We start from the raw sequence: 15,793 nt of genomic DNA, 5'->3' as shown, positions 1-15,793 counted from the left end.
GTCGGGGCGTTGCCGCGCCCCGACCCGCTGGCTGGTCACCGCGTTGCCGCAACGGCACCGCTGCAGGGCTGATCCGTGGTGTGTCGACTACAGACTGCAGCATCACTTGATGCATAGCAAGACCAGGTTCATGATTAATGAGTCAGAGCATGTCCTCAGGGGCAGACAGATGAGTGGGGATCGTGCAGAATCATGGCCATGCCTCGATTTGCCCCAGCCACCCCACGCTCCCGGCGGCTCGGCCGCGAGCTGCGTAAGCTCCGTGAAGCCAAGGGCCTGACCGGCGAGGAAGTCGCCAAGTCGGTCCGCTGCTCGTCGTCGCGGATCAGCCGGATCGAGTCCGGCGAGATCAAGCCGCGCGCCGGTGACGTCATGGAACTGCTGGTCGCCTACGGCGTCCCGCTCGACGCCGAGCCCGGCTCATCGCTGCTGGCCCAGGCCCGCGACCTGCGCGAGGACGGCTGGTGGCAGCGGGTCGGCGGCAAGTACGCGACGTACATCGCCTACGAAACCGAAGCCGTCGAGCTGAAGAACTACGAACCGACGCTGGTGCCCGGTCTACTCCAGACCGAGCGCTACGCCCGCGCGGTCAACATCATCGGCCGGGAGGTCGACCCGGACACGGTCAACCAACGCGTCGCCACCCGGATGACCCGACAGGAGGTGCTGCACCGGCAACCGACACCGCTGCGGCTGCACGCCGTCCTGTCCGAGGCGGCACTGCGCACCGAGGTCGGCGGCCCAGAGGTGCTTCGCGACCAACTCGCCCGCCTCGTCACCCTCAGCGAACTGCCCAACGTCACGATCCAGGTGCTGCGTTTCGAAGCCGGCGCACACCTGGCCGACAGCAGCGGCTTCGCACTGCTCAGCTTCGAGCGAGACGATCCACCACTCGGCTACATCGAGACCCTTGCCGGTGAGCTGTTCCTTGAGTCAACCCGCGACCTGGCGCGAATCTCGGCGGCGTACGACAATCTGAGGATGCTGGCTATGTCGCCCGCCGAGTCGGTCAAGCTGATCAAGGAGCTGAGCGAGGATGGAACGTAACGCCTGGCGCACGTCGAGCCGATCCGGCAGCAACGGCCAGTGCGTCGAGGTCCGCGACCGGGGCACCCAGATCGACGTACGCGACTCCAAAGCCCCCGCCTCCGGGACGCTGACCTTCGACCCCGCCGCCTGGACCACCTTCACCACCACCCTCAAGTCCGACGGCGCCCGCCCGTAATCCCTGACTCCCCCTGCTCGTGGCGGCTCTCCACATGGGCCGCCACGAGCGCACCGACTGCGTCGGTCACGGCCCGATGATATTGCCGAGTCGGGAGGCGGCATGCACCGACCGAGGTACCTGACTCTGCTCGGTTCCGCGCTGACGTCGCCGGCACACGAGTGGATCATCGCCCAGCAGCCGGCCGACGTCGCCTCGGCGACCAATCGGCCGCTGTCCGGTGAGGTCGTCGACCACCTGGACACCGTCACGGCGAGCCTGCGGCGGATGGACGACCACCTCGGCAGCGGCCAGACGCTCGGCCTGGTCTGTCAGCACCTGGCGACCGTGGTCGAGGTGCTACGCGAGCGCCGGTACACCGACTCGGTGGGGCGGCGGCTTCACGGCACTGCTGGTGAGCTGATGCGCCTGGCCGGTTGGCTGTCGTTCGACGCCGGCAACCACAGCCAGGCGCAACGGTTCTGGATCGCCGGCCTCTACCAGGCTCACGCCGCCGGTGACCGTGGCCTCGGCGCGAACATCCTCGGCTTCATGTCCTGCCAGGCCAAAGACCTCGGCCAGCTCCGGCAGTCGATCACCCTCGCCGAGACCGCACGGGCCAGCTACCCCGCCACCAGCCCGAAAGTCGGGACGATTCTCGACCTGCGCGCCGCTGAGGCGTACGCCAACAACCACGCCGTGGCCGACACGCGGCGTGCACTGGACAGCGCGTTCGACCGGCTCACCGACGAACGCCCGGAACACGGCGACCCCGACTGGGCGTACTGGATCAACGAAGCCCAGGCCCACGCCCAAGCCGGCTACTGCTACGTCAAACTCGAAGACTGGACCCGCGCCCGCGAACACCTCCGGGCAGCACTGCGACTCCAGGACAACGAGTACAGCCGCGAAGGCGCGCTGCGCAACGCCCTGCTCGCCACCACCTACGTCCGCCAGGACCAACCCGAGTTGGACAAGGCACTCGCCCTCGGCGACCAGGCCGTCCAGACCCTCACCGGCCAGGTCACCTCCGCCAGATGCATCAAGCACGTACGCAACCTCGTCAGCGCACTCGGCCCCTACCGACGCACCCCCGCAGTCCGCCGATTCTGCACCGGCGCCAAAGACCGCATCGCCACCTGAGTACACCAAACAGGCAACCGTCACCCTGCGCATCCGAAGCGATCAACCAGCGCAGCTAGCTGCTTGAGTCCTCTTGGAGTGATCCACCTGCATGACCGGCCGCCCCCGGATCCTGCCATCGCCATCCTCATGGCCCCACATAGTCGCCGATCGCTACATCGTTGAGCAGCGTGTACCAGAATCCCGGATCCTCATCGAAAATGGAGCCGTCGATACCCGACAAGACTCGACCAAGATCCGCGCTGATCAATTCCAGCTCTTCCCGCTCGCTGCCATGGCTCCCATATGGACATCCGCGGATGAACTCCGAGATACACCGATCGAAGGCGTACGGTGACGCGTTGACATGCCCGATTCCAACTTCCACGCCAAGGCTCGTGATTGCGACTTCCCCTGTATCGATATCCACACAGTACAGACCAACATCATCGGTTCCATCATTGCCGATGACGATGAACTCACGGCCCTCCTCGGTATGCGAATATGCAGTCATGGGAAAAAACAGAGGATTATCCACAGGAAGGCCCCGACGCAACAGATAGTCGCGCGCATCCGACTTCCGAATCAAGGTGAGAATACTCTCCTCGTATCGAAATCTAGGCTCTAATTCGCCAGTGATCACCATATTCCTGCCGCCGCCTCCGAAAACACCTTCTTAATCGCGATAGCCTGATCTTTTCTTGAAGTGGCACTAGCGGCCGACGTAGTCCATTTCCATGACCAGGACTGCTTGATACCCCCCAACGACGCCGAGCAACTCGCCCCCCTGCCTGAGCAAGGTTGCAGCTCAGAATATACCTCTAGAATGTTTTCCTTGCCGAGTCTGGCAATTAGTTTCTGCTCTGCATGGAACTTCCGCCCCTTACCGCCACCCGAAAAAGCCACCGCGATCCGCCCATTGCCGTCAGCATCGAGATAGCGTGCAGCTGCACCATTGTTCAACTGGTTGCCCTCCTCCAAGCGCTTCTTAATGACTTCAACACTGAGATCAGTGCTTCCGTACTCGGCCTCACCGCAGTTGTGTACGAGGACCGGCGTGTTGCCGGCGAGCACATAGTACGTGTGGGTGTTGGCGATGGTGAGGTTGTGGACGACGGCGCGCTGGGTGGACCAGCGTTCGATGGCGGCGATCTGGACCCAGGTGCCGGAGCCGGTCTGGAGCCACTGGCCGGGCTGCAGGTCGACGGCGTCGATCCACTCCCCCAACTCGGGCACCCAGAAGGGGTGACCGTCCGTGGCGGTCACCTCGGCGGTCTCCGGGCCGTGGTGGCCGTCGGTGTCGATGGTGATCTTCACCAGGTGTTTGATGCCGTCGCCGGTGATGGTGGCGGCAACGGTCTCCACCTCGGTTTCGCCGGTTTCGGGGTCGGTGGCGATGACCTTGTCACCGGGTTTGACGTCCTCGATGGGTGTGGTGGTGCCGTCGGCCATCAGGACCTTGGTGCCGGGGGTGAAGCTGTTTTTGAGGGGGCAGCTGTCGGCGGGTTTGTCTCCGCCGCCGCTGGATCCGCCGTTGGAGCGTGAGCTGGCGCCGGTGGTGCCGCCGGGTTTGGAGGTGTTCTTACCGCCGCCTCCGCTGGCCCGGCCGCTCCGCCTTATCCAACCCGCTGCGTCTGTCATGGACAGACAGGAGTCAAGACCTCCACCAACGTACCACTATCCACAAAAGGCATCGATGCCGGAAAGAAGATCGCAGGCTGCGAACGCGGCATCGTCACCGAGACCCTCGGACCGCTCCTCGCCGTCATCGTCACTCACAGACCCGCGTAGGGATTTGCACTGAAGGTCGGCCGATCGCTGGGGAATCATCCGGGAGTATCGAGGTCTTCAGCGCACCCGTCAGAAGATTGGGAATCACTACCGTCGCCGTCTTGGGGACAAGCAGCAGACTACGCCGGCGTACCTCGATAATGAGCGTCGGCCAAGAATCTGGGCTCCCAATAGTCATCCACGACGGAACGAGCCAACCGATTCTCGTGCGGCAGCGTCCCCGACTTTCAGCCGTCCACTGAGACCCGCTCAAGTTCGATAGGTTCCTCGCCGTTCAGATAGAGCACGAATCCGGCTTCTTCATCATCGAGCATGTCTACCGGAACAACCTCAAGAACATACTCGGGTCGAGGCAGAAATCCAAAGTCAGCCGGCGGCTCAAACTTTTCGATTCCAATCACAATCACTTTGGTGGGCGGGATCCCTATAAAGCATGAGTCGCCTGCCTCAAGATCGGATGGATCGGGCTCTAGGCGCCATGGAGTGTTGCACCAATCGTACGAATCAGGATCGCGAGGAAAGGCCACGGTTCCGTCCCAGGAGTTGGCGGAATCAGGGTCAATCTCCCGCCAAGGCCAGTCGATAAGCACACGCCGCAGAGTGGTTCCGGCGACGCGTGCGTCGAACGCCTCAGCCGAGATCAAGAGCAGTTCACCGACGGTGTAGCCGACCGCTTCCGTCAGCCTGACGCTTTCCATGACCTAGCTAGCCCTCCTGCCAGAAATATGAGAACGGAGTCTTATCCGCCCTGCCGCCGAAGTATCCTGCGCCGCCAAACCTCATACCGTTGCCACTGAGCATCGGATAGCAGATACTTCGTAAGTAGTCCCAAGTCTCGTGGGGTTGGGCGACGCGGTTTGCGGGCATGCTGATGGTCGGCGTGGCCGGGTGTGGCGTCGCCGTCGCGGTGGTCGGTGTGGGTGTCAGCCGGTCGGGGGTGGCTGGGCCCAGGTGTGCAGGTCGGCGGGGGACGCGGTCCAGGGCAGGAATCGTTGGAGGTCCGGACCGGTCAGGGGTCTGCCGCCGTTGCGACCGCAGGCGTCGAGGTAGGCGGTGAGGTAGGTCAGGACGTTGAGGCCGGCCTGTTCGGCGGTGGCGGTGACGGTCCAGACGGTCGCGGCGAGGCGCGCGGCGTCGTCGGTGCGGGAGCCGTAGGCGTTCTTGCGGGTGATGACGGGCCGTCGCAGTGCCCGCTCGGACGTGTTGTTGTCCAGGCTGATCATCGGGTAGTCGCGGTGCGCGGTCAGGCCGTCCCACTCGCGGTCCAGGGTGGCCAGGGCCTTCTTCGCGGGTTGTTGCAGGCCGGGGCTGGCCATCTGGGCCTGCCGGGCGGTGTCGATCGCCTGCAGGGCGGTGTCCCAGGCGGTGTACGCGTCGTCCAGCCGGGTCGCCGCCGTCCCTGCGACGGCCGTGGATGCGTTCCACGCGTCGGTCAGCTCGTCGTGGGCGTGGTACAGGGCCTTGATCCGGTCCAGCCAGTCTCGGGTCCAATACGCCAGTTGGGTCGGGTTCGCGTCCCCGGCGCGCACGAAGTACCGGCGGACATGGGCCCAGCAGTACAGGTTGGTCAGGCCGTCGGTCCTACGCCCGGCCGAGGCGTAGACGGTGTAGAAGTCGCTGGAGACGACCAGCCGCCGTGGCCCACCATCAGCGTGCGGGGTCAGCTGTCCGGTGGCGGTGTCGATCCCGGCGTGGCGGGCCAAAACAGCGCCGGCGCGGGTCGGGTCCATCACGAAACAGGTGGTGTCCGCGCCGATGAACACCCACAGCCACCAGCGGGCCGGCCCGTCACCACCATCGGGGGTGAACACGTGCCACGACGTCTCGTCGGCGTGCAGATGCCACGAATCACGGGACCGGGCGACAATCCGCTCCTCCAACGGCGCCAGCAACGTCCCGGCGGCCGCGCAGGTCCCGACCAACGTCGAGGAGCTGACCTCGGCGCCCTGGCGTGCCAGCCCGGCGATCAGGGAGTTCTGGGAGCGCCCGGCCACGAACCGTTCGACCAGCAGCATCGCGATGAACCCGTTACTGAACCGGCCCTTGCCGACCGCTTTCGGCGGGCCCGGCGCGGTCACCGTCCTCGCCCCGGCACACCGGCACCGCCGCCGGTACCGGCGCCGACGGTGCACCACCACCCGCACCGTCACCCGCCAATCGACCTGCTCGAAGGCGTGATCGTCGAACGCCTCGAACCGCGACGAACAGTCCGGGCAGCAGTACCCGCCCCCGGCGAAGTCCCACACCACCTCCACCCGCGGCAGATGCGAGTAATCCCTGCGACCGGCCCGCCCTCCCGGCCCCCGCCGCGGTGCCCTCTCCCGCTCACGCTCGCCAGGCTCACCGCCATACCCACCCTGGCCGTCACCGTCGCCCGCCGTCGGCTGCGGCCGAACCCGCTCCGACGAACGCCCGAACACCAACCGCTGCAACACCGCCAACTCCGCCGACACCCGCTCCAACTCGGCCTCACGCCGCACATCACGTTCCCGCAACCGCTCGTTCTCCACCCGCAGCGCCGCGTTCTCCTCCCGCAACTGCCCGGCCAACCGCTCCCACCGCTCGTTGGCCTCCACCACCCGAGCCAGCGCAGACCTCAACCCCGCGTCAGCATCCGCCTCCACCGAAGCACCAACCGAGACCGTCACGGCCGCAAATCAACACCACCACGGCTGCCGGAGCACGCACCAACTGTCCGACTACACAAAGTCACCCACGGGAACTGGGACTACTTACGATACTTCGGCAGATGTTTCGAGATGTACCACCGAAGCCTACTACCTCATCCGCCCCTAAGTTATTCAGGATGGTCTCCTCGGCATGCCCAGCACCGCGAACAAACTTCTCGCCAGGCCCAAGCGTCCACGTGTCGGGCATTGCGCCATCGCCATTAATCGCGATGTGACTAGTCCACTGGCGGGTTGTTTTGTTGTAAACGCCGATAACCGAAGTAGTGCCATGATTGACGGCGTTCGGATAATCATTCCGAATTCCTTGCAGCCCTTCCGCGCGATCACGAGCGAGCTTTGCATCGACTTCCGTCGGCCCGCAGTTGTGGACGAGTACCGGCGTATCACCGGCGGTTACATGGTACGTATGGACGTGGCTGATGGTGAGGTTGTGGACGACGGCTCGCGGGACGGTCCAGCGTTGGATGGCGGTGATCTGGACCCAGGTGCCGGAGCTGGTCTGGAGCCATTGGCCGGGCTGCAGGTCTGTGGCGTCGATCCACTCGCCCAGCTCGGGGACCCAGAAGGGGTGGCCGTCGGTGGCGGTGATCTCGGCCGTCTCGTCGCCGTGGTGGCCGTCGGTGTCGATGGTGATCTTGACGAGGTGTTTGACGCCGTCGCCGGTGATGGTGGCGGTGACGGTCTCCACCTCGGTTTCGCCGGTTTCGGGGTCGGTGGCGATGACCTCGTCACCGGGTTTGACGTCCTCGATGGGTGTGGTGGTGCCGTCGGCCATCAGGACCTTGGTGCCGGGGGTGAAGCTGTTGGCGGGGTTCTCGCAGGAGTTGCCGCCGCTGGATCCGCCGTTGGAGCGTGAGCTGGCGCCGGTGGTGCCGCCGGGTTTGGAGGTGTTCTTACCGCCGCCGCTGGCTCGGCCACCGCCACTGCTGGAGGCTTTGGGGTTGGTTTTGGCTTGGGCTTGTTTCTGGACGGGGTTGCCGGTCTTCTTGGACGCGTTGACGGCTTTGTTGCTGGTGGTGTTGGCCTTGTCGGCAGCCTTCTTCGCGAGGGCCTGGGCGGCGCGTTTGGCGCGTTCGGCGGCGGCTTTCTTCGCGTTCAACGCGGCGGTTTCGGCGGCGCGGGCCGCTTTGAGGACGGCCTGGGCGGCGGCTTTGGCTTTCTGCCAGGCTTTGATCGCGGAGAAGGTGCGTTCGACGGCTTTGACGATCCGGCCGAACGCTTTGAGGCTTATTCAGCAGGGCCTCGATAGCCCACAGTGGACCCCCTGATAAATGAGACGGCCCGCCCTCCCATAGGATGGAGTTACCACACAACAACCAAAGAAAAGCGGACCGCCGAACATGTATCATACCACCGGCTTCACGACCGATCAGATCCGCGACCTCTGCGTGCTGGTCCGCGCCGAATGCCGGAACCTGGGCATGGAACCGTGGCCACCGATCCTCGGCCTCTACCGCGCCCTCGTGGTCACGTTGACCTACATGCGGCGCAACCGCGTCCAAGCGGAGATCGCCGAGGCGCACGGCGTCTCCCAGTCGACGATCTCACGGGCGGTCACCGCCATCACCCCGGTCCTCGACCGCGTGCTGGCGGGGTTCGTGCCGACCGCCGACGAGCTCGACCCGACCGTCCAGTACATCGTCGACGGCACCCTGTTCCCCTGCTGGTCATGGCGCACGGACCGCTGTCTGTACTCCGGCAAGCACAAGACCACGGGCATGAGCGTCCAGGTCGCCTGCACCCTCGACGGCGCGCTCGTCTGGGTCTCCGATCCCGTCACCGGCAACCACCACGACTCGTACGCGATCAACGACACCGGTGTTCTCGTCAGCCTGAATCCTGCAGGCTGGATCGGCGACAAGGGATACGTCGGCAACGGCATGATCACCCCGTACAAGAAGCCCAAGGGCGGCGAGCTCACAGAGTGGCAGAAGGAATACAACAGGCAGGTCAACAAGATCCGCTGGGTCGTCGAACAGGTCATCGCGAATCTGAAGACCTGGAGAATCCTGCACACCGACTACCGCAGACCGCTCGCGACCTTCACAGAAACGATCTCCTGTGCCATCGGGCTGCACTTCTACAGGATCGCCTGTGAATAGACCTCTTTGAACATCTTAATGGCGGGGATGAACTCGGTGACCAGGTCGACGCAGGACCAGACGCTGCCGCCGAAGCAGCCCAGCGCGGCGTCGAGGCCGATGAACTCCTTCAACACGTCCCACGCCACCGACAGGATGACCGAGGTCATGGTCCGGCCGGCGGCCGATCGGGCCTGGGAGACCTGCGCGGCGGACAGACCCACCCCGGCCAGCGCAGCCGCGCGTTCGGAGGCGGTGAGGCTGATCGACAGGCCGGTCGGGTCGGAGTGGGTGACGGGGTTGTTGTGGGCGTAGGTGTAGCCGTTGGCCTGGGCCGGGTCGGCCAGGTCCAGGACCGGGTCGGCGGACAGGAACCGACCCACCTCCGGGTCGTACAGCCGCGCCCCGAGCGGCGTGTAGCCGGAGGAGTCGTCGCGGGTCGCGCCGAGGAACCCGGTATGGGTCTGCAGATTCACCGCGAGGGGTGTGGTGGCGCGTTCGTTGCCGTACGGGTCGCGTTTGACGATCCGCACCGGCATACCCGTGGACTGGTTGACCTCCGCGTACGGGCTGCCCTGATGATCCGAGGCGACCGCGGCCAACGCGGCCGGGCTGGTGCCGTAGGCGTAACGCATCACCGCCCCACCCGGAGCCGGGTACGTGCGTTGGCTGGTCACGTTGACCCCGCCACGTGCCACCGTCAGCAGGGCGTCGCCCAGGTGCAGGGTCGCCTGAGCGTCCTGCACCGTCAGCAGCCGGGCCCCGTCCGGGCCGTAGATGTGCCGGGTCTCGTCCTGCGCCGACCACAACTGCGCTGTCGCGCCAGCGTCACAGGTGGCGAGGACGATCGGGGTCGAGTTCGCCGTCGCCCCACCCAGGGTCGCCAGACACAACCCCGACACCGCATGCCGCAGCTGACCGACACCGGTACGGATCCACCGCTGCCCGGCACCGTCGTCACAGCGCTGCAACTGCACAAGCGACCCGGCAGTGGTCCCGACCGGCTGCAGACACCAGTCGTCGTAGACCCGCATCGACCCCAGATCCGCGTCCACCTGACCCGGGGCCACGGTGAACGCCCACCGCTGCGGCGGGGTCCGGTTACACGAATGCAACTGGATCCGCTGCCCCGGCACCGCCAACCCGTACGCCAGATCCAGACAGTGCCCCGCCGGACCCACCCAGGCGGTCTTACCGCCCTGACCCTGCCCGGCGATCCGCTCGACCTGCCCGTCCCACGTCCACGACAACGTCTGGGCGTCGCCGGTCTGCAGCGACGACACCGACTTCGTCTCACCGGTCGCCTCGTACAGCCGCTTCGCCTCGGCCGTCACCTGCGCACCCGACAAGGTCACATACGACTTACGGACCGACGTCAACGTGCGCGGCTGCGAACCGTCCAACTTCCCGTACGTGTAGGTGCTGGTCGCGTCCTTCGCGACGTCACCGGTCAGATCCTTCTCGACCAGCCGGGTCCGGTTACCGAGCAGGTCGTACTCGTATTCCTGCCAGTAGCCGGCCCCGTCCGCACCGGCCGCCACCGTCGCGGCCGACGGAGCCGCCGCGCACGAGGACTGATCGGCCGACGTCCACGCCCGGGTCAGCTGACCCACCCCGTCGTAGCTGAAACACTGCCGCTCCGCGATCCCCGCCGCGTGCTCCCGGATCGCGGTGACGTTGCCGGCCGCGTCGTAACCGTACGACCGCTGCGACACCAGGTTCCCGGGCACGACCGCCTGATCACCGGTCTGCTCCCGGAACACCCGCTGGTCGAGCAGCGCGCCGCTGGCGTCGTCGTACGACGCCGTGGTCCACACCCGGTACGGCTGCGCGCCCAGCGTCGACCGCAGCACCTGCCCGTACGGCGAGTAGACCGTCTCCGCGCCGTACCAGTCCTGACCGGACACCGACAGCGGTAGCCCGTCGGCGGTGTAGCGGACCAGGACCTCCTCGGCCGGCAACCGGCCCACCGCCGGCATCCGCACCGACGCCGGCAGCCCCGTGTCGGTGTAGGAGTAGGAGTACGTGTACGACGGGGCCAGCCCCCAGGTGTCGGCGATCTCCTGCGGCAGCGTCAACGTCGTCGACGTCGGCTGGTAGTCGTCGGTGTAGCCGCCGATCTGCTGGGTGTACGCCAACCCGTCGGTGTAGCGGGTCGCCGTCGCCGGCAGCCCGGTGCCGCCCGGCGCGGTGTCGTAGCTGTACTCGGCCAGCAGGGTGCCGGCCGGCCCGTCGAGTCGCTGCGCCACCGGCCGGGACAGTTCGTCGTACCCGTTCCAGACGGTGACGTCGCGGGCGTTGGTGGTGGTGAGCGGTCGGTCGCGGTGGTCGTACCCGATGGTGGTGGTGCCGGTGTCCGGGTCGTTCGCGGTGGTCAACCGGCCCCGCTGGTCGTAGGACCAGGTCCATGGGTGGTCAAGGGCTTCCGAGTGGTACGCGCGGGCGAGTTGGCCACGGGCGTCGTGCTCGTACCGCATGGTGGTGAACGCGGTGCGGGCGGCGTCGGTGAAGGTGTCGACCCGGGTGGTGCGGCCGATGGCGTCGGACCAGACCCGGTACGACGGCGCGCCGGCCGGGTTGATCACGGTGGAGTGGTCGGTGCCGTACTCGTAGCGGGTGGCCCGTTCGGGTGCGTCGGTGCCGCGCAGCACCGGCATCTCGGTGAGTACCCGGCCGAGGCCGTCGTAGGTGTAGCGGGTGGCGTTCGGCACCGTGGTGTCGGCGAGCGGGGTGAACAGTCGGCCGCTCGGTGCGCCGTCGGCGTAGTAGGCGTTGTTGGTCTGCCAGATCTCACCGGAGGTGTTGTAGAGGGTGTCGCTGATGAGCCGGCCGCCGCCGACGGCTTCCTGCTGGCTCTGCCGTTCCCGGCCGAGTCCGTCGTAGAGGGTGACGGCGGTTTCGACCCGGTTCTCGTGGCCGCGGCTGCGGGTGACCACGTACGGCGGTTTGCCGACCGGCAGGTGGTATTCGGCGCTGAAGTCGGGGACGGCGCCGGCGGTCGGGGTCCGTCCGGGGGCCCAGGCTTCGACGAGGCGACCCAGCGGGTCGTACGTGGCCTGGCTGACGTGGCCGTTCGGGTCGGTGCTGCGGACGGCGACGCCCCGGCCGGGGTCGACCTCGACGGTCTGGCTGTGGCCCAGCGAGTTGCGTTCGGTCACCCGGTACGCCTGCCCGGTGGCCGGTTCGAACGTGGTCGTCGAGGTCTTTCCGTCCGGGTCGGTGCGGGAGACGACCCGACCCGTCGCGTCGAAGGCGACGCTGCCGTCGGGCTGGTATCCGCTGCCGTCGGCCTTCAGCGACCAGGAGCTGGTGACCAGCGCCCGGGTCGAGGCGGTCAGGGCCGCACCGTACGCCTGGTTGTCGTAGCCGACCCGGCTTGCCGCGCTCAGCGTCGTCAGGTCGTCGAAGTTGGCGTCGGCGCAGAGGGTGGGACTGGTCCGCACCTGCCGGGTCAGGCCGATGACGTGCTTGTCCGTCCGGTGGACGTAGCCGAAGTTGGTGCAGGACTCGTCGCCGGTGCGGCCGGTGTCGCCGAGCGACTCGACCCGGGTCGGCAGTCCGTACTCCGTCTCGTAGGTGGTGCGGGTTTCCACGACCCGTTGGGTGCGGGTGTCGTCGCCGGTGCCGGAGGAGCGGGTGTAGGTGATCTGCCGGGGTTCGGTGACCCGCCAGGCGCGCAGTGGGCTGAGCCCGTCGTCGCGGTCGCGGCGGGCCAGTTCGGTGGCGGCCGGTACGGTGACGCTGCGGGTCAGCCAGGCGGTGTCGGCGTCGGCGGCGCTGGTGTAGGTGAGTTCCTCGGCGATGCGGCCGGCGAACGGTTCGGCGTCGGCGGCGATGACGGTGCCGTCGATGTCGCGGACGGAGACGCTGTCGCCCATGCCCCGGAAGTAGCGGGTCACCGACTTGGTCCGGGCGCTGCCGATGGCCGGGTCGTCGTCGCCGGTGACGACGGTGACCTTGGCGAAGCCGGCGAACTGCGAGTACGTGCGGGTGGACTTCTTGGTGAACTCCTGCTCGGCGAGTTTCCAGCCGGCGTCGGCGTAGGAGTACCGGGTGACGGTGGGGAACGCGCCGTCGATCGCGGGTAGTTCCTCGACGGTGTCGACGACGTACTTGTGGAACCAGTCGATGACCTCGACGGCCGGGTCGGGGTGCCAGAACGACGGGTAGCAGAGCCGGGTGTTGGCTTTCAACGCGGCGGTGTCGTTCTTGCCGGGCAGGCCGGTGCCGGTGGCGCAGGCCCCGGTCGGCTGCTTGTACGTGACGATCGTTTCGCCGCCGTACTCGTTGATGACGCGGCCGATGCGCAGCCGGGAGAAGTTGGGCCGGTCGTCGCGGCGGACCCGGTTGGGCATGTCGTCGGGGTGGGCCTCGAAGCGGACGGCGTTGAGCGCGATCGCGCCGGCGCCGTTGCGGCCGTGTCCGGTACGGGTGACCGACTCCAGCCACAGGGCGGTGTTCAGCCCGGTCCGCAGGATCGGGAACGACTGCTTGAGCCGGTACTCGTCGACGGTCTGCAGGGCGGTGGAGCCGGACTGGCGCTGCGCCGACGTGGTGATCCGGTCGAGGCGTTTGCGGGTGAAGAACGCCGGGGACGAGTTCCAGCATTTCTGCCCGGCGGTGCAGTGCAGGTCGGCGGGTGTGTCGTACCAGATCCGGTAGTTGTTCGGGTTGGTGCTGGCGAAGTTGGCGTCGGTGCAGGTCAGTGCGCCTTCGGCGAAGCAGCGTTCGGCGACGGTGAAGGCGACCCGGGCCAGCGGCGCGGCCGAGTACATGCTGTCGGCGCGTTGGCCGTAGTCGATCCGGGTCAGGTAGCCGCTGCGGTCGTAGCGGACCGGGTCCTTGAAGTTGAAGTTGCGGGCGTAGTAGTTGGTCTCCTTGGCCCACCACAGGCTCATCGCGTTGCCGTGCAGGTCCTCGACGTAATCCAGCGACCAGCGCCACGCCTGGGTGCAGGCCGACCCGGCCCAGTTGCCGGCCTGGTAGCAGGGCTCGCCGGCGTGGTTGCCGTACACCGGCACGGTCAGCACGGAGTTGGTGACCGGGTCGCCGGTGGACCAGCCGGGCAGCCGGTGCCGGCCGAACCAGTGCCGGGTGCCGTCGCGGGTGGTGACCACCCAGTACTCGCCGTCGGCGTCGCCGTTGGCCAGCCCGGTGTCGGTGAGCAGTTCGACGCGGGAGCCGTCGCCGTTGGCGGTGGTCCAGGTGCCGCCGTCCCACACCAGTTCGGTGGTCATGCCGCCGAGGGACAGGGTGGCGTTGTCCGACCCCCAGCAGAGGTCCCCGGTGCGGTGGCTGGCGTTGTTGGATCCGGCCTTTGTCGAGTCCTGCCGGCAGTTGGCGTAGCTGCGGGTGATCGAGCCGGCGGCGTAGTCCCAGCCGTCACCGATCCAGGAGGCCTGGTTGTTGGTGGCCGAGGTCCGCCCGTCGACCGACTGCGACGAGTACGAGAGGTTGACCTGCGGCACCAGTCCGCCGGTCGCCTCCGGCACCTCGATCTGGTAGCCGTAGGTGAACGCGCCGGAGGAGGAGCCGGCGGCCCAGGATCCGGAGGAGAGCAGCGGGGTGGCGGTGTAGTCACCGGCTGCCGACGCGCCGGTGTCCAGCACACCGACCACGCTCGACGAGGTGGACGAGGCGGCGGACCGGCCGGCGTCCGACGATGCGGCGAGCAGCGCACCGACCGGTACGGTGCCGCTGACGACCCGTCGGGTCGACTCCACCGCGACCTGGCTGGCGATCGGGGTGATCTCGCCGGTGTCGGTGACTCCGGAGCCGCCGGCCTGCGCGCCGGCGCGTTCGCCGACGCCGCCGTCGCCGGTGGCGCAGTCGCCGCCGTCGGGGTCGTCGTAGACGCAGTCGGGCAGCAGCAGGAAGCCGAACCGGTCGGCGGCCTGCGGCCCGTACAGGTCGGCGAAGGTGGTGTAGTCGACGGTGAGCGCCACCTCGGCGGCCGGGTCGGCGGACGCCGGCGGGGTGATCTTCATGATCAGGCCGGCCACGCCGGCGGCCTGGGACGCTTCGGGGGCGGCGAGGCCGACGGCCCAGCTGCCGGCAAGTGCCGCCGGATCACCATTTTCCGGTACGCCGAGCGCCACCGGCAGGTCGTCGACCGGCAGCGTCTCGCCGGCGGCGAGCCCGGTCAGGTCCACGGTGCCGTCGCCGGAGGTCCAGGGGGTGACCGCCACCGGCTCGTACGGCACCACCGGCACCTCGTCGGCGGTGGTGAGGTCGGATTCGGCGGACTCGTCCTGGTGCAGCTGGGGGGTCTGCGGCAGGTCGGGGAGTTCGACCTGCAGTCCGGTGCGGCTCATCCCGGGGCCGGGCACGCCCCACGCCTGGGCGGGCAGCACCGTCACGGTCATGACGACCGTGAGCAGCAGCAGGGTGGCGCGGCGGGCGCGGTGCCGGATGGTGTGACCCCGTCCGGTACGGGCTGCTCGGTCGCCCTGCTGCCAGGACAGTGGACCGGTTCCACGCATGCGCGTCGACTCCCAGGCGTGAAGAGAATGCGGACGGACCGCGAGAGCACACGCCGGGCGTGGCACGGTCGTGAGCACTGTGCGTCAGTTTGAGCCGACACTCAAGTGACATTGTGGAGTCCCGATCGGAGCCGGAGTGAGCTCGGTCACGGGTCAATGCCGGCCGAGTGCCGTCGATCTGGTCGGGAACCGATCAAATGCACCAATCCAATATTTGGATCAGTTGTTATCGGCAAAAGCGACGTACGACCAGAAAGCCGGCAGCTACGACATCGACAGCTGTCGTATATAACAGATTTATAACGACATTGATGCATGACCCGGCGGCACGAGTCGTGCGATCGTGACCGGGCTTCTGCACCGCAGCTGACGACCGGGCGCAGTGGCGTCCACAGTGCCCCCTGCCCGCCGGGTCCCACGGGA

At 67.3% G+C, this 15,793-nt stretch carries 7 protein-coding genes and 4 pseudogenes; 5 read left to right on the top strand and 6 right to left on the bottom strand.

The features are described 5' to 3' along the window. Positions 1-198: 198 nt before the first annotated feature. From ACN28F_RS21045 to ACN28F_RS21035, 3 genes are all read left to right on the top strand, one after another. On the top strand, positions 199-1,047 hold the full coding sequence (locus ACN28F_RS21045; RefSeq protein WP_421359350.1) for a helix-turn-helix domain-containing protein: 849 nt from the start codon (positions 199-201) through the stop codon (positions 1,045-1,047). Next, positions 1,037-1,225 carry a DUF397 domain-containing protein gene (locus ACN28F_RS21040; protein WP_421359348.1) on the top strand — a complete coding sequence of 63 codons (189 nt, stop codon included), beginning with the start codon at positions 1,037-1,039 and terminating at the stop codon, positions 1,223-1,225. Before ACN28F_RS21045 ends, ACN28F_RS21040 begins: the two co-directional genes overlap by 11 nt. A 102-nt stretch (positions 1,226-1,327) precedes the next feature. Next, positions 1,328-2,347 (top strand): hypothetical protein, encoded by a 1,020-nt coding sequence (locus ACN28F_RS21035; RefSeq protein WP_421359346.1) that lies wholly within the window; start codon positions 1,328-1,330, stop codon positions 2,345-2,347. Between the two features lie 127 nt (positions 2,348-2,474). On the opposite strand, the gene ACN28F_RS21030 is transcribed toward ACN28F_RS21035, so the two are convergent. Next, positions 2,475-2,969 (bottom strand): SUKH-4 family immunity protein, encoded by a 495-nt coding sequence (locus ACN28F_RS21030; protein ID WP_421359344.1) that lies wholly within the window; start codon positions 2,967-2,969, stop codon positions 2,475-2,477. Continuing rightward, positions 2,966-3,937: pseudogene (locus ACN28F_RS21025) on the bottom strand (polymorphic toxin-type HINT domain-containing protein); the annotation flags it as partial. The gene ACN28F_RS21030 and the pseudogene ACN28F_RS21025, both read right to left, overlap by 4 nt. Before the next feature lie 10 nt (positions 3,938-3,947). Between ACN28F_RS21025 and ACN28F_RS21020 the strand changes: the two are divergent. Next, a pseudogene (locus ACN28F_RS21020) lies at positions 3,948-4,102 on the top strand (IS5/IS1182 family transposase); the annotation flags it as partial. Positions 4,103-4,344: 242 nt separating this feature from the next. On the opposite strand, the gene ACN28F_RS21015 reads toward ACN28F_RS21020, so the two are convergent. From ACN28F_RS21015 to ACN28F_RS21005, 3 genes and pseudogenes are all read right to left on the bottom strand, one after another. Further along, on the bottom strand, positions 4,345-4,815 hold the full coding sequence (locus ACN28F_RS21015) for a hypothetical protein (protein ID WP_421359342.1): 471 nt from the start codon (positions 4,813-4,815) through the stop codon (positions 4,345-4,347). A 225-nt stretch (positions 4,816-5,040) separates the two neighbouring features. Continuing rightward, positions 5,041-6,696: an IS66 family transposase gene (tnpC, locus tag ACN28F_RS21010; RefSeq protein WP_421359340.1), complete on the bottom strand. Its 1,656-nt coding sequence runs from the start codon at positions 6,694-6,696 to the stop codon at positions 5,041-5,043. A gap of 130 nt (positions 6,697-6,826) precedes the next feature. Then, positions 6,827-8,014 (bottom strand): annotated as a pseudogene (locus tag ACN28F_RS21005) (polymorphic toxin-type HINT domain-containing protein); the annotation flags it as partial. Between the two features lie 133 nt (positions 8,015-8,147). On the opposite strand from ACN28F_RS21005, the gene ACN28F_RS21000 reads away from it, so the two are divergent. Next, positions 8,148-8,909 carry a transposase family protein gene (locus ACN28F_RS21000; RefSeq protein ID WP_289205445.1) on the top strand — a complete coding sequence of 254 codons (762 nt, stop codon included), beginning with the start codon at positions 8,148-8,150 and terminating at the stop codon, positions 8,907-8,909. A 5-nt stretch (positions 8,910-8,914) separates the two neighbouring features. On the opposite strand, the pseudogene ACN28F_RS20995 reads toward ACN28F_RS21000, so the two are convergent. Next, positions 8,915-15,370 (bottom strand): annotated as a pseudogene (locus ACN28F_RS20995) (ricin-type beta-trefoil lectin domain protein); the annotation flags it as partial. Positions 15,371-15,793: the final 423 nt, after the last annotated feature.

It is taken from the genome of Solwaraspora sp. WMMA2101, from assembly GCF_049179175.1.
Lineage (GTDB): Bacteria > Actinomycetota > Actinomycetes > Mycobacteriales > Micromonosporaceae > Micromonospora_E.
The sequence above is the reverse complement of the archived record's forward strand: the minus strand, read 5'-3'. Positions and strand labels throughout refer to the sequence as shown.

Coding starts and splice junctions, on each gene's coding strand:
- ACN28F_RS21000 (WP_289205445.1), top strand. CDS start 8,148: ATGTATCATACCACCGGCTTCACGACCGATCAGATCCGCGACCTCTGC.
- ACN28F_RS21015 (WP_421359342.1), bottom strand. CDS start 4,815: ATGGAAAGCGTCAGGCTGACGGAAGCGGTCGGCTACACCGTCGGTGAA.
- ACN28F_RS21045 (WP_421359350.1), top strand. CDS start 199: ATGCCTCGATTTGCCCCAGCCACCCCACGCTCCCGGCGGCTCGGCCGC.
- ACN28F_RS21040 (WP_421359348.1), top strand. CDS start 1,037: ATGGAACGTAACGCCTGGCGCACGTCGAGCCGATCCGGCAGCAACGGC.
- ACN28F_RS21035 (WP_421359346.1), top strand. CDS start 1,328: ATGCACCGACCGAGGTACCTGACTCTGCTCGGTTCCGCGCTGACGTCG.